General features: G+C 56.9%; 8 protein-coding genes, 2 tRNA genes and 4 rRNA genes. 6 read left to right on the top strand and 8 right to left on the bottom strand.

Translation table 11 applies throughout. From position 1 onward, the window contains the following. The first annotated feature begins 2 nt into the window (after nucleotides 1-2). Both RS887_RS26920 and RS887_RS26925 read left to right on the top strand, forming a co-directional pair. A complete protein-coding gene (locus tag RS887_RS26920) occupies nucleotides 3-3413 on the top strand; it encodes a non-ribosomal peptide synthetase (RefSeq protein ID WP_322617765.1) in 3411 nt (1136 codons plus the stop codon). 23 nt (nucleotides 3414-3436) lie between these two features. Beyond that, nucleotides 3437-3904 (top strand): SRPBCC family protein, encoded by a 468-nt coding sequence (locus tag RS887_RS26925; protein ID WP_322617766.1) that lies wholly within the window; start codon nucleotides 3437-3439, stop codon nucleotides 3902-3904. 105 nt (nucleotides 3905-4009) lie between these two features. Here RS887_RS26925 and rrf (RS887_RS26930) read toward each other — a convergent pair. The 8 genes from rrf (RS887_RS26930) to RS887_RS26965 all read right to left on the bottom strand — a co-directional run bounded on the left by rrf (RS887_RS26930) (nucleotide 4010) and on the right by RS887_RS26965 (nucleotide 12423). Then, nucleotides 4010-4125: ribosomal RNA gene (rrf, locus tag RS887_RS26930) — 5S ribosomal RNA — on the bottom strand. 108 nt (nucleotides 4126-4233) lie between these two features. Continuing rightward, nucleotides 4234-4349: ribosomal RNA gene (gene rrf / locus RS887_RS26935) — 5S ribosomal RNA — on the bottom strand. Between the two features lie 139 nt (nucleotides 4350-4488). Beyond that, nucleotides 4489-7380: ribosomal RNA gene (locus RS887_RS26940) — 23S ribosomal RNA — on the bottom strand. Nucleotides 7381-7624: 244 nt separating this feature from the next. Further along, a tRNA-Ala gene (locus tag RS887_RS26945) sits at nucleotides 7625-7700 on the bottom strand. Nucleotides 7701-7730: 30 nt separating this feature from the next. Next, nucleotides 7731-7807: transfer RNA gene (locus tag RS887_RS26950), tRNA-Ile, on the bottom strand. An 81-nt stretch (nucleotides 7808-7888) separates the two neighbouring features. Next, nucleotides 7889-9425 (bottom strand): 16S ribosomal RNA (locus RS887_RS26955). Together the 16S, 23S and 5S rRNA genes with 2 tRNA genes alongside form the textbook arrangement of a ribosomal RNA operon. A gap of 582 nt (nucleotides 9426-10007) precedes the next feature. Then, nucleotides 10008-11228: a CaiB/BaiF CoA-transferase family protein gene (locus RS887_RS26960; RefSeq protein ID WP_322617767.1), complete on the bottom strand. Its 1221-nt coding sequence runs from the start codon at nucleotides 11226-11228 to the stop codon at nucleotides 10008-10010. Between the two features lie 13 nt (nucleotides 11229-11241). After that, nucleotides 11242-12423: an acyl-CoA dehydrogenase gene (locus RS887_RS26965; RefSeq protein ID WP_085716016.1), complete on the bottom strand. Its 1182-nt coding sequence runs from the start codon at nucleotides 12421-12423 to the stop codon at nucleotides 11242-11244. Between the two features lie 157 nt (nucleotides 12424-12580). Here RS887_RS26965 and RS887_RS26970 point away from each other — a divergent pair, with 157 nt between their 5' ends. The 4 genes from RS887_RS26970 (at nucleotide 12581) to RS887_RS26985 (ending at nucleotide 16850) form a co-directional block, all read left to right on the top strand. Continuing rightward, nucleotides 12581-13480 carry a LysR family transcriptional regulator gene (locus RS887_RS26970; protein WP_322617768.1) on the top strand — a complete coding sequence of 300 codons (900 nt, stop codon included), beginning with the start codon at nucleotides 12581-12583 and terminating at the stop codon, nucleotides 13478-13480. 435 nt (nucleotides 13481-13915) lie between these two features. Further along, complete coding sequence (locus tag RS887_RS26975; protein WP_322617769.1) at nucleotides 13916-15037, top strand: Re/Si-specific NAD(P)(+) transhydrogenase subunit alpha; 1122 nt, start codon at nucleotides 13916-13918, stop codon at nucleotides 15035-15037. An 11-nt stretch (nucleotides 15038-15048) separates the two neighbouring features. Then, a complete protein-coding gene (locus RS887_RS26980) occupies nucleotides 15049-15405 on the top strand; it encodes an NAD(P) transhydrogenase subunit alpha (protein ID WP_008064823.1) in 357 nt (118 codons plus the stop codon). Beyond that, on the top strand, nucleotides 15402-16850 hold the full coding sequence (locus RS887_RS26985; protein ID WP_322617770.1) for an NAD(P)(+) transhydrogenase (Re/Si-specific) subunit beta: 1449 nt from the start codon (nucleotides 15402-15404) through the stop codon (nucleotides 16848-16850). The genes RS887_RS26980 and RS887_RS26985 overlap by 4 nt, the downstream gene beginning before the upstream one ends. Nucleotides 16851-16861 lie beyond the last annotated feature (11 nt).

The raw sequence follows: 16861 nt of genomic DNA on the forward strand, positions 1-16861 counted from the left end.
TCATGAAACGTCTCGACATCTTGCTCAACGGACAAAGCCGGGCCATGACCGACCTGGCACTGGAACTCGAACAACAGGGTCACTCACTGAGGCGGATATCCGCACCCGAGGAAATGCCGGGGCCTGCGGATCTGTTGATCGACGATGGCACGTCGCTTCAGTTCACCGCTCAGGCGCCTCGGCTGACATTGCAATTGGGGCTCGGCCTGCCGCAGGCGTCAGGCCTGCCTTCGCTGGACCTGTTGTGCTGCCATGGCTCAACGCTGCTGAGTCGTGTACCCATTGCCGATGAGCCGTCGGGTAACGGCCAGGCGTTGCGTATGCAGGCCACCACAGCACTGGTTGACCAAGTGGCGCTGCTGGTCAGCCGCTACTCGCGGGATGCCGACTATTTTCGACACGCCGAACCTGCCGCACCTGTCAGCTTCGAGCGCATCGAGAACCTGCGGTTCCTGGACAGTCTCGCGTTCGTGCATCGCCTCAATGCCACCGCCAACCCGCGGCTGCAGCAACTCGCGCAAACGCCAATGATCGAATGGCTGGAACAACAGTGCATCCAGAGCGCTGACCGTCCGGCCTTGAGCATCGCCGGCGTAACGCTCGACTATCGCCAGTTGCACGCCCACAGCCGTGCCATCCAGCAGCGTTTGCGACCGCTGCTGGATCAACACCAAGGCCCGGTAGTCGTCGGGATCTGCCTGCCCAAATGCAGCGCGCTGTATGCCGCAATCCTGGCGATCCTGGGCTGCGGCGCGGTGTACCTGCCGCTGGAGCCGAGCCATCCGCTGCAACGTCAGCAGTACATTCTGGCGAATGCCGGTGCGGTGTTGCTGCTGCATGATGGCGAGCATCCCCTGGCAAGGGAGATGCCGGGGCTGGACATCAGGCGTATCGACCACCACGACGTGGACCTCACTCAACCCTTGATGCAGCAACGCCCCAACCTCGACGCGCCTTGCATGGCGCTCTACACCTCGGGTACCACCGGCCATCCGAAGGGCGTGCTGCTCAGCCAGGCCAACCTCGCGCACTTCACCCACTGGTATGCCGATTATGTGCAGTTGACCAGCCAGAGCCGAGTGCTGCAGTTTTCTTCATTGAGTTTCGACTCATCACTGATCGACATCTTTCCGACCCTGCTACAAGGCGCCGAGCTGATCGTGCCCGACGAGGACCAACGTCGCGATCCGCTGCAACTGGTGGAGCTGACTCATCATCGGCAACTGAGCCACGCCTTTTTACCGCCGGCCTTGCTGAGCATTCTGCCGCTGGAGCAATTGCAGTGCCTGGACCGTGTGATGACCGGCGGCGATGTCTGCGAGCCGTGGGTCATCGAGCAACTGAGCCGTCAGGGCAAGCTCTACAACCTCTACGGGCCCACCGAAGCCACGGTGCTGATTACCGCGCGGCAGCTTCAGGCAGGCGACCACAACCGCTCGCTGGGGGCGCCGATCGCCAACAGTCAGGTGTTTATTCTCGATGACGACTATCAACCCGTGGCCGAACAGACCGTCGGTGAGTTGTACATTGCCGGCCCGGGCGTGTGCCTGGGATACCTGAACAACCCGCAGCAAACCGCTGAGCGTTATCTGGACCTGAACTTGCCTGATGGCAGGACCCTGCGCGTCTATCGCACCGGGGACATGGCGAAGTGGACGACCGATGGGATCGAACTCTGCGGTCGGCGTGATAATCAGGTGAAGATTCGCGGCTTCCGGGTCGAGCCGGAAGAGATTGAGCACTGCCTGCGTGACAGCCGGTTGTACCGCCAGGTTGCCGTGGTCATTGATAGCCAGCGACGGATTCTGGCCTTCCTTGCCCAACCCAGGGAAGACCTCCCAGGCGCCGCTCGCCAGGCGTTGAAGGCCCACGCGGCGCAACACCTGCCGGACTACATGCACCCCATTGCATGGACCGAGCTGGCAAGCATGCCTTACGCCAGCAATGGCAAGGTCGACCGCAAGGCGTTGCTGGAGCTGCCGGTGAGCCTCACCGATAGTCCTCCACGGCGCCTGCCCGTCAATGCCGATGAAGCCCTGCTGCTGAATATCTGGGCCGAGTTGCTGGAGCTGCCGGCGAGCGACATTCCCGTCGACGAAAGCTTCTTCAATCTGGGCGGGCACTCGATCCTGCTATCGCGCATGCTCCTGCGCCTGCGTGAAGAGTTCGGGCGCAGCATTTCGATCAACCGCTTCATCGAGCTACCCACCATCACGAAACTGGCGACACTGGTACGCGGCTCCGGCAGCGAAGAAGTGCTGAGCGAACAGGCCCTGCGCGATGTCCTCCGCGAACTGGATATTCAGCCGCTGCCCATCAACCACATGGGCGACGTGCACAAGGTGATCGTCACCGGCGCCAACAGTTTTGTCGGTGTACACATCGTCGAGGCACTGCTGGCCTGGGGGGCCAGCGAGGTCGCCTGCCTGGTTCGCGACGGCGATGGGCAATCGGCGGGTGAGCGCTTTGCCCTGGCGCTGCGGGAGAACCGTCTGGAGCACCTGGATATGAGCCGGGTGCGGGTTCACGCGGCAGACATCACGCGGCCGGAACTCGGTTTGGCGGCAGAGGTTTATCAGCGCCTGGATCGAGAATTTGGCGCACTGGTGCACAACGCGGCCAACGTCAATCACGTCCTCGATTACGAGTCGCTGGCGAGGGACAACGTAGAGCCGATTTTCGAATGTTTGCGCCTGTGCGAAGGACGCAGCAAAAAAATCTTCAATTTCGTCTCGACGCTCTCGGCCTCCAGCACGATATCCGCCGACGGCCGAGTGCTTGAGTTGCCAGCCGCACCGACGCCCCCCATCTACATCAAGAACGGCTACAACCTGTCCAAATGGGTCGGTGAGCGCATTCTCGAACGGGCGCGGGAGCTTGGGGTCCGGGTCAATCTCTACCGCCCTGGCAACATCAGCTTCAACAGCCTCACGGGCGTGTGCCAGCCGCACAAGAATCGCCTGATGCTGATGCTCAAGGGCTCGCTCCAGCTTGGTCAGGTGCCGGAATTCGCCCTGAACTTCGACTTGATGCCGGTGGACTTTCTCGCCCGATTCATCGCCTTCCACGCCAGTCGTTATCAACCAGGACAGGCGGTGTTCAACCTGCACAACCCCGAGCCCCTGAGCTGGGACAACTACGTGGCGTCCTTCCGCGAGGCGGGGCGCGAATTCGCGATGGTCAGCGTCGCCGACTGGCAGCAGCAGCTGAGTCGGGTCGACAGCGACAACGCGCTATTCGGCGTGCTGGGGTTCTACCTCAATGGCTTCGAGGAGGACATCGGCGACATCTCGATGATCGGTCACGACAACGCCCAGGCCGGCATTCTGCTCATGGGCGCGCGCTACCCGCAAAAGTCCCCGGCGCTGCTGCGTCGCGGCTGCGACTACCTCAAAGAAATCAACTTCATCTGACTCAACCCCAATGGAGCAAGACCATGAGTACTCTGCAACCCGATACCCTGATCAAGAACCCTCAAGGCTGCCAAGTAGTGTCCTCGGTGGACGTGCCCGCCGATGCTGCGCAGGTATGGGCCGTAGTCGGTAACTTTTCCGGCTTCGATCGCTTCATCCCGGCACTGTCGCACATCGAAATGACCGGTGAAGGCGTGTCATCGTTACGCAAAAAGTTTTTCAAGGACGGCAACCAGGTGGTCGAACAGCTTAACTCCCGGGACGACCAGGCACGGCACATGACCTGGACCACTATCTACAACACCCTGGGTGTAGCCAATCTGTGGGCAGCGATGAGCGTTGAACCACTGGATGCGGACAAGTCCCGAGCCACCTGGACCATCATTGCCGAACCGGCGCAGGGTGGCGCCGAGGCGCTGCCAGGCTTCAAGGATTTCGTGCAGGGCTTTGCCGATGATGCGATGAACAATGTGCTGAAACTGTTTGCGTAGAACGTGAAAAAGCCCGTTGTGGAGAGACTCCGCAACGGGCTTTTCAGTACCCCTGAAACGACAAAACCCCTGTCTGCGTCAGCAGACAGGGGTTTTGGAATTCAATCTTGACGATGACCTACTCTCACATGGGGAAACCCCACACTACCATCGGCGATGCATCGTTTCACTTCTGAGTTCGGGATGGGATCAGGTGGTTCCAACGCTCTATGGTCGTCAAGAAATTCTGTGACCAGCCCGTTAGAAGATTAACGTGCCAGTGAAAATTGGTGACTTCTACTAAAACAAAACCCCTACCTGCGTAAGCAGATAGGGGTTTCGGAATTTAATCTTGACGATGACCTACTCTCACATGGGGAAACCCCACACTACCATCGGCGATGCATCGTTTCACTGCTGAGTTCGGGATGGGATCAGGTGGTTCCAACGCTCTATGGTCGTCAAGAAATTCGGTGTACCGATTCGTCTTTCGACGCTTCAGCAAATTGGGTATGCGATAGATTTGTGTGTTGTGCGAACTTTCGGTTCATTGCGTCTTCACACACCGCAATCTGGCCTTTCGACGCAAATTGCTTGGGTGTTATATGGTCAAGCCTCACGGGCAATTAGTATTGGTTAGCTCAACGCCTCACAGCGCTTACACACCCAACCTATCAACGTCGTAGTCTTCGACGGCCCTTCAGGGGACTCAAGGTCCCAGTGAGATCTCATCTTGAGGCAAGTTTCCCGCTTAGATGCTTTCAGCGGTTATCTTTTCCGAACATAGCTACCCGGCAATGCCACTGGCGTGACAACCGGAACACCAGAGGTTCGTCCACTCCGGTCCTCTCGTACTAGGAGCAGCCCCTCTCAAATCTCAAACGTCCACGGCAGATAGGGACCGAACTGTCTCACGACGTTCTAAACCCAGCTCGCGTACCACTTTAAATGGCGAACAGCCATACCCTTGGGACCGGCTTCAGCCCCAGGATGTGATGAGCCGACATCGAGGTGCCAAACACCGCCGTCGATATGAACTCTTGGGCGGTATCAGCCTGTTATCCCCGGAGTACCTTTTATCCGTTGAGCGATGGCCCTTCCATACAGAACCACCGGATCACTAAGACCTACTTTCGTACCTGCTCGACGTGTCTGTCTCGCAGTCAAGCGCGCTTTTGCCTTTATACTCTACGACCGATTTCCGACCGGTCTGAGCGCACCTTCGTACTCCTCCGTTACTCTTTAGGAGGAGACCGCCCCAGTCAAACTACCCACCATACACTGTCCTCGATCCGGATAACGGACCTGAGTTAGAACCTCAAAGTTGCCAGGGTGGTATTTCAAGGATGGCTCCACGCGAACTGGCGTCCACGCTTCAAAGCCTCCCACCTATCCTACACAAGCAAATTCAAAGTCCAGTGCAAAGCTATAGTAAAGGTTCACGGGGTCTTTCCGTCTAGCCGCGGATACACTGCATCTTCACAGCGATTTCAATTTCACTGAGTCTCGGGTGGAGACAGCGCCGCCATCGTTACGCCATTCGTGCAGGTCGGAACTTACCCGACAAGGAATTTCGCTACCTTAGGACCGTTATAGTTACGGCCGCCGTTTACCGGGGCTTCGATCAAGAGCTTCGCGTTAGCTAACCCCATCAATTAACCTTCCGGCACCGGGCAGGCGTCACACCCTATACGTCCACTTTCGTGTTTGCAGAGTGCTGTGTTTTTAATAAACAGTCGCAGCGGCCTGGTATCTTCGACCGGCGTGGGCTTACGCAGTAAATGCTTCACCCTCACCGGCGCACCTTCTCCCGAAGTTACGGTGCCATTTTGCCTAGTTCCTTCACCCGAGTTCTCTCAAGCGCCTTGGTATTCTCTACCCAACCACCTGTGTCGGTTTGGGGTACGGTTCCTGGTTATCTGAAGCTTAGAAGCTTTTCTTGGAAGCATGGCATCAACCACTTCGTCACCCAAAGGGTAACTCGTCATCAGCTCTCGGCCTTAAGATCCCGGATTTACCTAAGATCTCAGCCTACCACCTTAAACTTGGACAACCAACGCCAAGCTGGCCTAGCCTTCTCCGTCCCTCCATCGCAATAACCAGAAGTACAGGAATATTAACCTGTTTTCCATCGACTACGCTTTTCAGCCTCGCCTTAGGGACCGACTAACCCTGCGTCGATTAACGTTGCGCAGGAAACCTTGGTCTTTCGGCGTGGGTGTTTTTCACACCCATTGTCGTTACTCATGTCAGCATTCGCACTTCTGATACCTCCAGCAAGCTTCTCAACTCACCTTCACAGGCTTACAGAACGCTCCTCTACCGCATCACTTACGTGATACCCGTAGCTTCGGTGTATGGTTTGAGCCCCGTTACATCTTCCGCGCAGGCCGACTCGACTAGTGAGCTATTACGCTTTCTTTAAAGGGTGGCTGCTTCTAAGCCAACCTCCTAGCTGTCTAAGCCTTCCCACATCGTTTCCCACTTAACCATAACTTTGGGACCTTAGCTGACGGTCTGGGTTGTTTCCCTTTTCACGACGGACGTTAGCACCCGCCGTGTGTCTCCCATGCTCGGCACTTGTAGGTATTCGGAGTTTGCATCGGTTTGGTAAGTCGGGATGACCCCCTAGCCGAAACAGTGCTCTACCCCCTACAGTGATACATGAGGCGCTACCTAAATAGCTTTCGAGGAGAACCAGCTATCTCCGAGCTTGATTAGCCTTTCACTCCGATCCACAGGTCATCCGCTAACTTTTCAACGGTAGTCGGTTCGGTCCTCCAGTCAGTGTTACCTAACCTTCAACCTGCCCATGGATAGATCGCCCGGTTTCGGGTCTATTCCCAGCGACTAGACGCCCTATTAAGACTCGCTTTCGCTACGCCTCCCCTATTCGGTTAAGCTCGCCACTGAAAATAAGTCGCTGACCCATTATACAAAAGGTACGCAGTCACCCAACAAAGTGGGCTCCCACTGCTTGTACGCATACGGTTTCAGGATCTATTTCACTCCCCTCTCCGGGGTTCTTTTCGCCTTTCCCTCACGGTACTAGTTCACTATCGGTCAGTCAGTAGTATTTAGCCTTGGAGGATGGTCCCCCCATATTCAGACAAAGTTTCTCGTGCTCCGTCCTACTCGATTTCATGACCAAGAGATTTTCGCGTACAGGGCTATCACCCACTATGGCCGCACTTTCCAGAGCGTTCCGCTAATCTCAAAGCCACTTAAGGGCTAGTCCCCGTTCGCTCGCCACTACTAAGGGAATCTCGGTTGATTTCTTTTCCTCAGGGTACTTAGATGTTTCAGTTCCCCTGGTTCGCCTCTTGCACCTATGTATTCAGTACAAGATAACCATCTTATGATGGCTGGGTTCCCCCATTCAGACATCTCCGGATCAAAGTCTGTTTGCCGACTCCCCGAAGCTTTTCGCAGGCTACCACGTCTTTCATCGCCTCTGACTGCCAAGGCATCCACCGTATGCGCTTCTTCACTTGACCATATAACCCCAAGCAATCTGGTTATACTGTGAAGACGACATTCGCCGAAAATTCGCACTTGCTCTAAGAGCAACTCACAAATTTTACCTTAGCCTGATCCGTTACCAGTGAAAGTAACGTTCAGTCTATCTTTCTATCACATACCCAAATTTTTAAAGAACGAACTAGTCAAAGACTAGAAATCAACATTCACCATCATCGATGGAATGCTCATTTCTAAGCTTTACACAATCAGAAGCAGTAGTGGTGGAGCCAAACGGGATCGAACCGTTGACCTCCTGCGTGCAAGGCAGGCGCTCTCCCAGCTGAGCTATGGCCCCGTATTTCTACAGGCGTTTCCCACACAAAATTGGTGGGTCTGGGCAGATTCGAACTGCCGACCTCACCCTTATCAGGGGTGCGCTCTAACCAACTGAGCTACAGACCCAATTTCGGGCTGCTTCTTATCGTCTTCTTCAATGAATCAAGCAATTCGTGTGGGAACTTATGGAGCAGCTGAGTCGTCGATTAAGGAGGTGATCCAGCCGCAGGTTCCCCTACGGCTACCTTGTTACGACTTCACCCCAGTCATGAATCACACCGTGGTAACCGTCCTCCCGAAGGTTAGACTAGCTACTTCTGGTGCAACCCACTCCCATGGTGTGACGGGCGGTGTGTACAAGGCCCGGGAACGTATTCACCGCGACATTCTGATTCGCGATTACTAGCGATTCCGACTTCACGCAGTCGAGTTGCAGACTGCGATCCGGACTACGATCGGTTTTGTGGGATTAGCTCCACCTCGCGGCTTGGCAACCCTCTGTACCGACCATTGTAGCACGTGTGTAGCCCAGGCCGTAAGGGCCATGATGACTTGACGTCATCCCCACCTTCCTCCGGTTTGTCACCGGCAGTCTCCTTAGAGTGCCCACCATAACGTGCTGGTAACTAAGGACAAGGGTTGCGCTCGTTACGGGACTTAACCCAACATCTCACGACACGAGCTGACGACAGCCATGCAGCACCTGTCTCAATGTTCCCGAAGGCACCAATCCATCTCTGGAAAGTTCATTGGATGTCAAGGCCTGGTAAGGTTCTTCGCGTTGCTTCGAATTAAACCACATGCTCCACCGCTTGTGCGGGCCCCCGTCAATTCATTTGAGTTTTAACCTTGCGGCCGTACTCCCCAGGCGGTCAACTTAATGCGTTAGCTGCGCCACTAAGAGCTCAAGGCTCCCAACGGCTAGTTGACATCGTTTACGGCGTGGACTACCAGGGTATCTAATCCTGTTTGCTCCCCACGCTTTCGCACCTCAGTGTCAGTATCAGTCCAGGTGGTCGCCTTCGCCACTGGTGTTCCTTCCTATATCTACGCATTTCACCGCTACACAGGAAATTCCACCACCCTCTACCATACTCTAGCTTGTCAGTTTTGAATGCAGTTCCCAGGTTGAGCCCGGGGCTTTCACATCCAACTTAACAAACCACCTACGCGCGCTTTACGCCCAGTAATTCCGATTAACGCTTGCACCCTCTGTATTACCGCGGCTGCTGGCACAGAGTTAGCCGGTGCTTATTCTGTCGGTAACGTCAAAATTGCAGAGTATTAATCTACAACCCTTCCTCCCAACTTAAAGTGCTTTACAATCCGAAGACCTTCTTCACACACGCGGCATGGCTGGATCAGGCTTTCGCCCATTGTCCAATATTCCCCACTGCTGCCTCCCGTAGGAGTCTGGACCGTGTCTCAGTTCCAGTGTGACTGATCATCCTCTCAGACCAGTTACGGATCGTCGCCTTGGTGAGCCATTACCTCACCAACTAGCTAATCCGACCTAGGCTCATCTGATAGCGCAAGGCCCGAAGGTCCCCTGCTTTCTCCCGTAGGACGTATGCGGTATTAGCGTCCCTTTCGAGACGTTGTCCCCCACTACCAGGCAGATTCCTAGGCATTACTCACCCGTCCGCCGCTGAATCAGAGAGCAAGCTCTCTTCATCCGCTCGACTTGCATGTGTTAGGCCTGCCGCCAGCGTTCAATCTGAGCCATGATCAAACTCTTCAGTTCAAACATCTTTGGGTTTTGAGAAAACCCTAAACTTGGCTCAGCAATCGTTGGTTACATCTTTGATTTCTCGCGGAGTAACTTGTGATGCTGATAATCTGTTGACTAGCAGTCTGACTCCACAAGCACCCACACGAATTGCTTGATTCAGTTGTTAAAGAGCGGTTGGTTAAGAGCTTTCGTCTCAACCGAGGCGCGCATTCTACAGCAGCCTCATTTGCTGTCAAGTGATTATTTTCAGAAGTTTTCAAGGAATCTTTAACAACTTCAACCACTTGCGCTTTCGATCTCTCGTCAGCGGGAGGCGAATTCTACAGCGTTACACGCTGCTGTCAACACCTCTTTTTCAACTTCCTTTCGGCTTCGATGACCTGAAGCAACCTGCTGCCAAAACCTGCGTAACTCTTTGTTTATCAAGGAGTTTTCCGTTTCGACTGCGCCGGAAGTGGGGCGAATTATAGAGATCTGAAATCTGCCGTCAAGCACTGATTCTGCTTTTCTATCAATAACTTGCAGAAAGGTGCAAACCGCCCTGATGGAGACCTATATAGAGGAGCGAAAGCGCCCCTCTATATAGAAGGGAGATCAAAGCACGCCAGACGCCTTGAACGCGGACACCGCCCCCGCATCCAGACCCAGCACCCGCTGGAGAACCTCCAGCGTATGCTCACCTAGCAAAGGAGGCGCATACCGATACTCCACCGGCGTCTCGGACAAACGAATAGGACTGGCCACTTGCGGCACCATGCCAGCCAGCGCATGCGGCAACTCGATGGCCAACCCGCGCGCCTTGACCTGAGGATCGGCAAACATCTGCGCCAGGTCATTGATCGGCCCGCATGGCACGCCAGCCTGCTCCAGCTGCGCCACCCATTCAGCGGTAGTCTTGAACACCGTTGCCTGGCGGATCAGCGGAATCAGTACAGCCCTGTTTGCTACCCGCAGCTTGTTGGTCGCAAAACGCGGATCGTCCGCCCACTGCGGCTGCCCGGCCACTTCCGCAAACTTGCGGAACTGCCCATCGTTCCCGACAGTAAGGATGAAGTCACCATCCGCCGTAGGAAAATCCTGATAGGGCACGATGTTCGGATGAGCATTACCCAAGCGTTTAGGCGCATTGCCTGTCGTCAGGTAGTTCATTGCCTGGTTGGCCAGACAAGCCACCTGCACGTCCAGCAGTGCCATATCGATATGCTGGCCACCGCCGTCGTGGTCCCGATGCGCAAGCGCAGCCAGGATCGCGACAGTCGAATACAACCCGGTCAGGATGTCCGTCAGCGCCACACCAACCTTCACCGGCCCCGCGCCTTCTTCGCCCTCAGGTCTCCCCGTCAGGCTCATGAGGCCGCCCAGCCCCTGGATCATGAAGTCATAACCCGCACGCTTGGCGTAAGGACCGGTCTGGCCGAACCCGGTGATCGAGCAATAGATTAGATCCGGATTGATCGCCTTCAACGACTCATAGTCCAGGCCATAAGCCGCCAGACCGCCGACCTTGAAGTTCTCGATCAGGATGTCCGACTTGGCCGCCAGCTCACGCACCAGCTTCTGCCCTTCAGGGCGTGTGAAGTCGATGGTGACCGATTGCTTGTTGCGATTGGCCGATAAGTAATAAGCCGCCTCGCTGGTGTTTTCCCCATTAGCGTCTTTCAGGAACGGCGGCCCCCAGGCGCGCGTGTCATCGCCGTTACCCGGGCGCTCGACCTTGATCACTTCGGCGCCAAGGTCGGCCAGGATCTGCCCGGCCCAAGGCCCGGCCAGCACCCGCGATAAATCCAGTACCCGTAGATGCGATAGCGCGCCCATGGACGTCCTCCTGTTAATAGAACGCCTGGATGCCGGTTTGTGCACGACCGAGGATCAGTGCATGGACGTCGTGCGTACCTTCATAGGTGTTCACAACCTCCAGGTTGACCAGGTGACGTGCGACACCGAACTCATCGGAGATACCGTTACCGCCCAACATATCGCGAGCCATGCGCGCGATGTCCAGGGACTTGCCGCAGGAGTTGCGCTTCATCATCGAAGTGATTTCGACCGCCGCAGTCCCCTCGTCCTTCATCCGACCCAGACGCAGGCAGCCTTGCAGCGCCATGGTGATTTCGGTCTGCATGTCGGCCAGTTTCTTCTGGATCAACTGAGTGGCGGCCAATGGACGACCGAACTGTTGACGATCCAGAGTGTACTGGCGAGCGGTGTGCCAGCAGAACTCGGCCGCACCCAGCGCACCCCAGGAGATGCCGTAACGTGCCGAGTTGAGGCAGGTGAAAGGACCTTTCAGGCCACGGACATCCGGGAAGATGTTTTCTTCCGGAACGAACACGTTGTCCATGACGATTTCACCGGTAATCGATGCCCGCAGGCCAACCTTGCCGTGAATCGCCGGAGCGCTCAGGCCTTTCCAGCCTTTCTCGAGAACGAAGCCTCGGATATCGCCGGCATCGTCCTTGGCCCAGACCACGAACACATCGGCAATCGGGCTGTTGGTGATCCACATCTTGCTGCCAGTGAGGCTGTAGCCGCCTTCCACTTTGCGCGCACGAGTGATCATCGCGCCCGGGTCGGAACCGTGGTTAGGCTCGGTCAGACCGAAGCAGCCGATCCACTCGCCCGAGGCCAGTTTTGGCAGGTACTTCTGCTTCTGGGCTTCGGTACCGAATTCATTGATTGGCACCATCACCAGCGAGGACTGCACGCTCATCATCGAGCGATAGCCGGAATCGATACGCTCGACTTCGCGGGCGATCAGGCCGTAACTGACGTAGTTCAGGCCACTGCCGCCGTATTGCTCGGGGATGGTTGCGCCCAAAAGACCAACCTCGCCCATCTCGCGGAAGATCGCCGGATCGGTCTTCTCATGGCGGAAAGCTTCAAGAATGCGCGGCGCAAGGCTCTGCTGAGCGAACTGCGCAGCCGTGTCGCGAATCATGCGCTCTTCTTCAGTGAGCTGTTGATCCAGCAGCAGGGGATCGATCCAGTTGAAGCTAGCTTTACCGCCCATGAGTGTGTCCTCTCGAATCGGGTCAAATAACGTGGACTGATCCTAGGCCTGGATCAGCGCTACGGCAAACGAGGATTTTGCATACTGTTGTGCTAATTTCTCACTTCGAAACGTCGCGAAAGAGCCTTTATGCGATGTATTAGTGAGGTTGACGTACATGCGCAGGAAGATACCCAGCACCACCGCCCTGATCAGCTTCGAGGCCGCGGCGCGCCACGAGAGCTTCACCAAGGCCGCCCAGGAACTGTCGCTGACCCAAGGGGCGATTTGCCGACAGATCGCCAGCCTTGAAGAGTTCCTCAGCGTGGAACTGTTCAGACGCTCGCGGCGCGGGGTCAAGCTGACGGAAGCCGGGCTCTCCTACAGCCGTCGAGTGGCCACTCAACTCGATGCGGTTGAGCGCGACACCTTGTCCGTGATGGGCCAGCAGGGCACCAACGTGATCGAGTTGGCCGTAGTTCCGACCTTCGGCACCCAATGGCTGCTGCCGCGACTCAAGGATTTCCAGCAAAAACACCCGGAAGTGACGGTCAACCTGACCAACCGCACGCGGCCGTTCCTGTTCGCCGATACTGATTTTGATGCCGCCATCTACTTCGGTGATGCGGATTGGTCAGGTACAGAGTCCCACAGGCTGATGGGTGAAAATCCGATGCCCGTTTGCAGCCCCGACCTACTCGGAAACAAGACCAGCCTGACACCCGGCGAAATCGCCGACTTGCCTCTTCTGCAACAAACCACACGCCCCTATGCCTGGCGCCAATGGTTCGATTCCCAGCACCTGAATGTCCCGCGAGACATGACAGGCCCTCGCTATGAGCTATTCTCCATGCTCGCCCAAGCGGCCATGCACGACATGGGCATTGCCCTGATTCCGCCGTTTCTGATTCAACGGGAGCTGAAAGAAAAACGCTTGGTGATCGCCAACCCGCAAGCACTGTCCAGCATCAAGGCTTATTACCTGATGATTCCCGAGCGAAAGGTCGAATCCGCGTCTTTGAAGGCATTTCGTGACTGGCTGGTAAATCAGGCGCACAGCTACAGCCTAGAGGGATAAAGGCTCCCAAGCGATACTTGACCTCGTAGTCAGTAAAAAATAAACCCTACAGATATAAGTATTTGTCGCATACCAGCAAACTGTATCGAGAAGTCGTACAAACGTCCCACAAGCGCCTGCCTACGCGGCTTTGCGCCACTATTTCGAAGCGATGCCGCATCATTCATACGGCCGATGTGTAAATTCTTAAATTTCGGCCAGAATCCTTGAAAAGCACGGCCTGTAAGGGATTGATCCGGGTGGTTGCGACATTCGGTCACGGGGTGACTTGTAGTTAATTTTCCGTCACCCGTCATAATCCCTTGAAGGGCACAAAGTTCGCCTGCAAAATGCCGCGCCCCGCCCTGATTTGGCGGGACCGTGCTGATCGGCCGCCCCAGCCGCACCATCCGTAGTGCATGGGTTTACTCAATAAGATCACGCAGGAGATTTGACGTGCACATTGGTGTTCCTCTCGAAACCCAGACCGGTGAAACACGGGTTGCTGCAACCCCGGAAACCATCAAGAAGCTGATCAGCCAGGGTCATAAGGTCACTGTACAAAGCGTCGCCGGCGTTAATGCCAGCGTTGTCGACAGTGCTTATGAAGAGGCAGGCGCAACCATTGGCAGCGCCAATGACGCGTTTGGTGCAGAGCTGATCTTGAAGGTCGTCGCTCCCAGCGACAACGAGCTGACGCTGATTAAAAGCGGCACCGTTGTGGTGGGGATGCTCAACCCGTTCAGCAACGAAACCATCGCCAAGCTGGCCGAGTGCGGGATTACCGCCTTTGCCCTGGAAGCCGCGCCTCGCACCTCCCGCGCCCAAAGCCTGGATGTGCTGTCCTCGCAAGCCAACATTGCCGGCTATAAAGCCGTGTTGCTGGCCGCGCACTACTATCCGCGTTTCATGCCAATGCTGATGACCGCTGCGGGCACCGTAAAAGCGGCGCGCGTGCTGATTCTCGGTGCCGGCGTGGCCGGTTTGCAGGCCATCGCTACCGCGAAACGCCTGGGCGCGGTGATCGAAGCGTCTGACGTGCGTCCGGCGGTAAAGGAGCAGATCGAATCCCTCGGCGCCAAGTTCGTCGACGTGCCTTACGAGACCGACGAAGAGCGTGAATGCGCCGTGGGTGTCGGCGGTTACGCCCGCCCCATGCCAGCCAGCTGGATGCAGCGCCAGGCCGCGGCCGTGCACGAGCGCGCCAAGCAGGCTGACATCGTCATCACCACCGCACTGATCCCGGGCCGCAAGGCACCGACGCTGTTGAGCGCGGAAACCGTGGCCCAGATGAAACCGGGGTCGGTGGTCATCGACCTCGCGGCAGCCCAGGGCGGTAACTGCCCGCTGACCGTGGCCGATCAGGTGGTCGTCGAAAATGGCGTGACCATCGTTGGCCCGACCAATCTGGCCGGCGCAGTGGCGGCCGACGCTTCGGCGCTGTATGCACGCAACCTGCTGGACTTCATGAAACTGTTGTTCGATAAAGAAGGACAACTGGTGATCAACCTTGAAGACGATATCGTCGCCGCGTGCCTGATGTGCCGCGACGGCCAGATCGTGCGCAAGAACGGCTGAGGATAAAAACAATGGAAGACATGCTGATCTCTCACGGTATCTACAACCTGATCATCTTCGTGCTGGCGATTTATGTCGGTTACCACGTGGTCTGGAACGTGACACCTGCACTGCACACGCCACTGATGGCTGTCACCAACGCCATCTCGGCCATCGTGATCGTCGGCGCCATGCTCGCCGCCGCCCTCACCGTGACCCCGCTGGGCAAGACCATGGGCACCCTGGCCGTGGCCCTGGCCGCGGTCAACGTGTTTGGTGGTTTCCTGGTGACCCGCCGCATGCTGGAAATGTTCAAGAAGAAAGCGGCTCCAGCAAAAGCGCCGGCAGCCAAGGCCGAAGCAATCAAGGCTGAGGTGCAGCAAGCATGAGCATGAACCTGGTTACCTCCCTGTATTTGATCGCCTCGGTCTGCTTCATCCAGGCGCTCAAGGGCCTCTCGCATCCCACCACATCGCGTCGCGGCAACCTGTTCGGCATGCTCGGCATGGGCCTGGCGATCCTCACCACTATCGGCTTGATCTACAAGCTCGCTGCGCTCTCTTTTGAAGAAGGCGGGGCCCAAGCCGGTATCGTCTACGTGATCGTCGGCCTGCTGATCGGCGGCACTGTCGGCTCGATCATGGCCAAACGCGTTGAAATGACCAAGATGCCCGAGCTGGTTGCCTTCATGCACAGCATGATCGGCCTGGCAGCGGTGTTCATCGCCGTGGCTGCCGTGGTCGAACCACAGTCGCTGGGCATCGTCCAGCAACTCGGTGACGCGATCCCGGCTGGTAATCGCCTGGAGCTGTTCCTCGGTGCCGCCATCGGTGCAATCACCTTCTCCGGTTCGGTGATCGCGTTCGGCAAGCTCTCTGGCAAGTACAAGTTCCGCCTGTTCCAGGGTGCACCGGTACAGTTCGGCGGACAGCACAAGCTGAACCTGCTGATGGGCCTCGCCACACTGGGACTGGGCGTGACGTTCATGCTCACCGGCGACTACACCGCTTTCGTAGTGATGCTGGCGCTGGCCTTCGTGCTCGGCGTACTGATCATCATCCCGATCGGCGGCGCCGACATGCCGGTGGTGGTGTCGATGCTCAACAGCTACTCCGGCTGGGCAGCAGCGGGTATCGGCTTTTCGCTGAACAACTCGATGCTGATCATCGCGGGCTCGCTGGTAGGTTCGTCCGGTGCGATCCTCTCGTACATCATGTGCAAGGCGATGAACCGCTCCTTCTTTAACGTACTGCTCGGCGGTTTCGGCAATACAGCGGACGCAGGTCCGGCAGGCGCCAAGGAGGCCCGCCCGGTGAAATCCGGTTCTGCCGACGACGCCACCTTCCTGCTGACCAACGCCGATACCGTGATCATCGTTCCGGGCTACGGCCTGGCGGTCGCACGGGCACAGCATGCACTGAAGGAACTGACCGAGAAGCTGACCCATCGCGGCGTGACCGTGAAGTATGCGATCCACCCGGTTGCCGGTCGTATGCCAGGGCACATGAACGTGTTGCTGGCCGAGGCCGAAGTGCCTTACGACCAGGTGTTCGAGATGGAAGACATCAACTCCGAGTTCGGTCAGGCCGACGTGGTGCTGGTGTTGGGCGCCAACGACGTGGTCAACCCGGCGGCGAAAAACGATCCGAAATCGCCGATTGCCGGCATGCCGATCCTCGAAGCGTTCAAGGCCAAGACCATCATCGTCAACAAACGCTCGATGGCCAGCGGCTATGCCGGTCTGGACAACGAACTGTTCTACCTGGACAAAACCATGATGGTGTTCGGCGACGCTAAAAAGGTCATCGAAGACATGGTCAAAGCCGTCGACTAACCCCGCGCGGC

Source organism: Pseudomonas sp. BIC9C (assembly GCF_034541995.1).
Taxonomy (GTDB): domain Bacteria; phylum Pseudomonadota; class Gammaproteobacteria; order Pseudomonadales; family Pseudomonadaceae; genus Aquipseudomonas; species Aquipseudomonas fluorescens_CC.

Coding starts and splice junctions, on each gene's coding strand:
- RS887_RS26920 (WP_322617765.1), top strand. CDS start 3: ATGAAACGTCTCGACATCTTGCTCAACGGACAAAGCCGGGCCATGACC.
- RS887_RS26980 (WP_008064823.1), top strand. CDS start 15,049: ATGGAAGACATGCTGATCTCTCACGGTATCTACAACCTGATCATCTTC.
- RS887_RS26970 (WP_322617768.1), top strand. CDS start 12,581: ATGCGCAGGAAGATACCCAGCACCACCGCCCTGATCAGCTTCGAGGCC.
- RS887_RS26985 (WP_322617770.1), top strand. CDS start 15,402: ATGAGCATGAACCTGGTTACCTCCCTGTATTTGATCGCCTCGGTCTGC.
- RS887_RS26925 (WP_322617766.1), top strand. CDS start 3,437: ATGAGTACTCTGCAACCCGATACCCTGATCAAGAACCCTCAAGGCTGC.
- RS887_RS26965 (WP_085716016.1), bottom strand. CDS start 12,423: ATGGGCGGTAAAGCTAGCTTCAACTGGATCGATCCCCTGCTGCTGGAT.
- RS887_RS26960 (WP_322617767.1), bottom strand. CDS start 11,228: ATGGGCGCGCTATCGCATCTACGGGTACTGGATTTATCGCGGGTGCTG.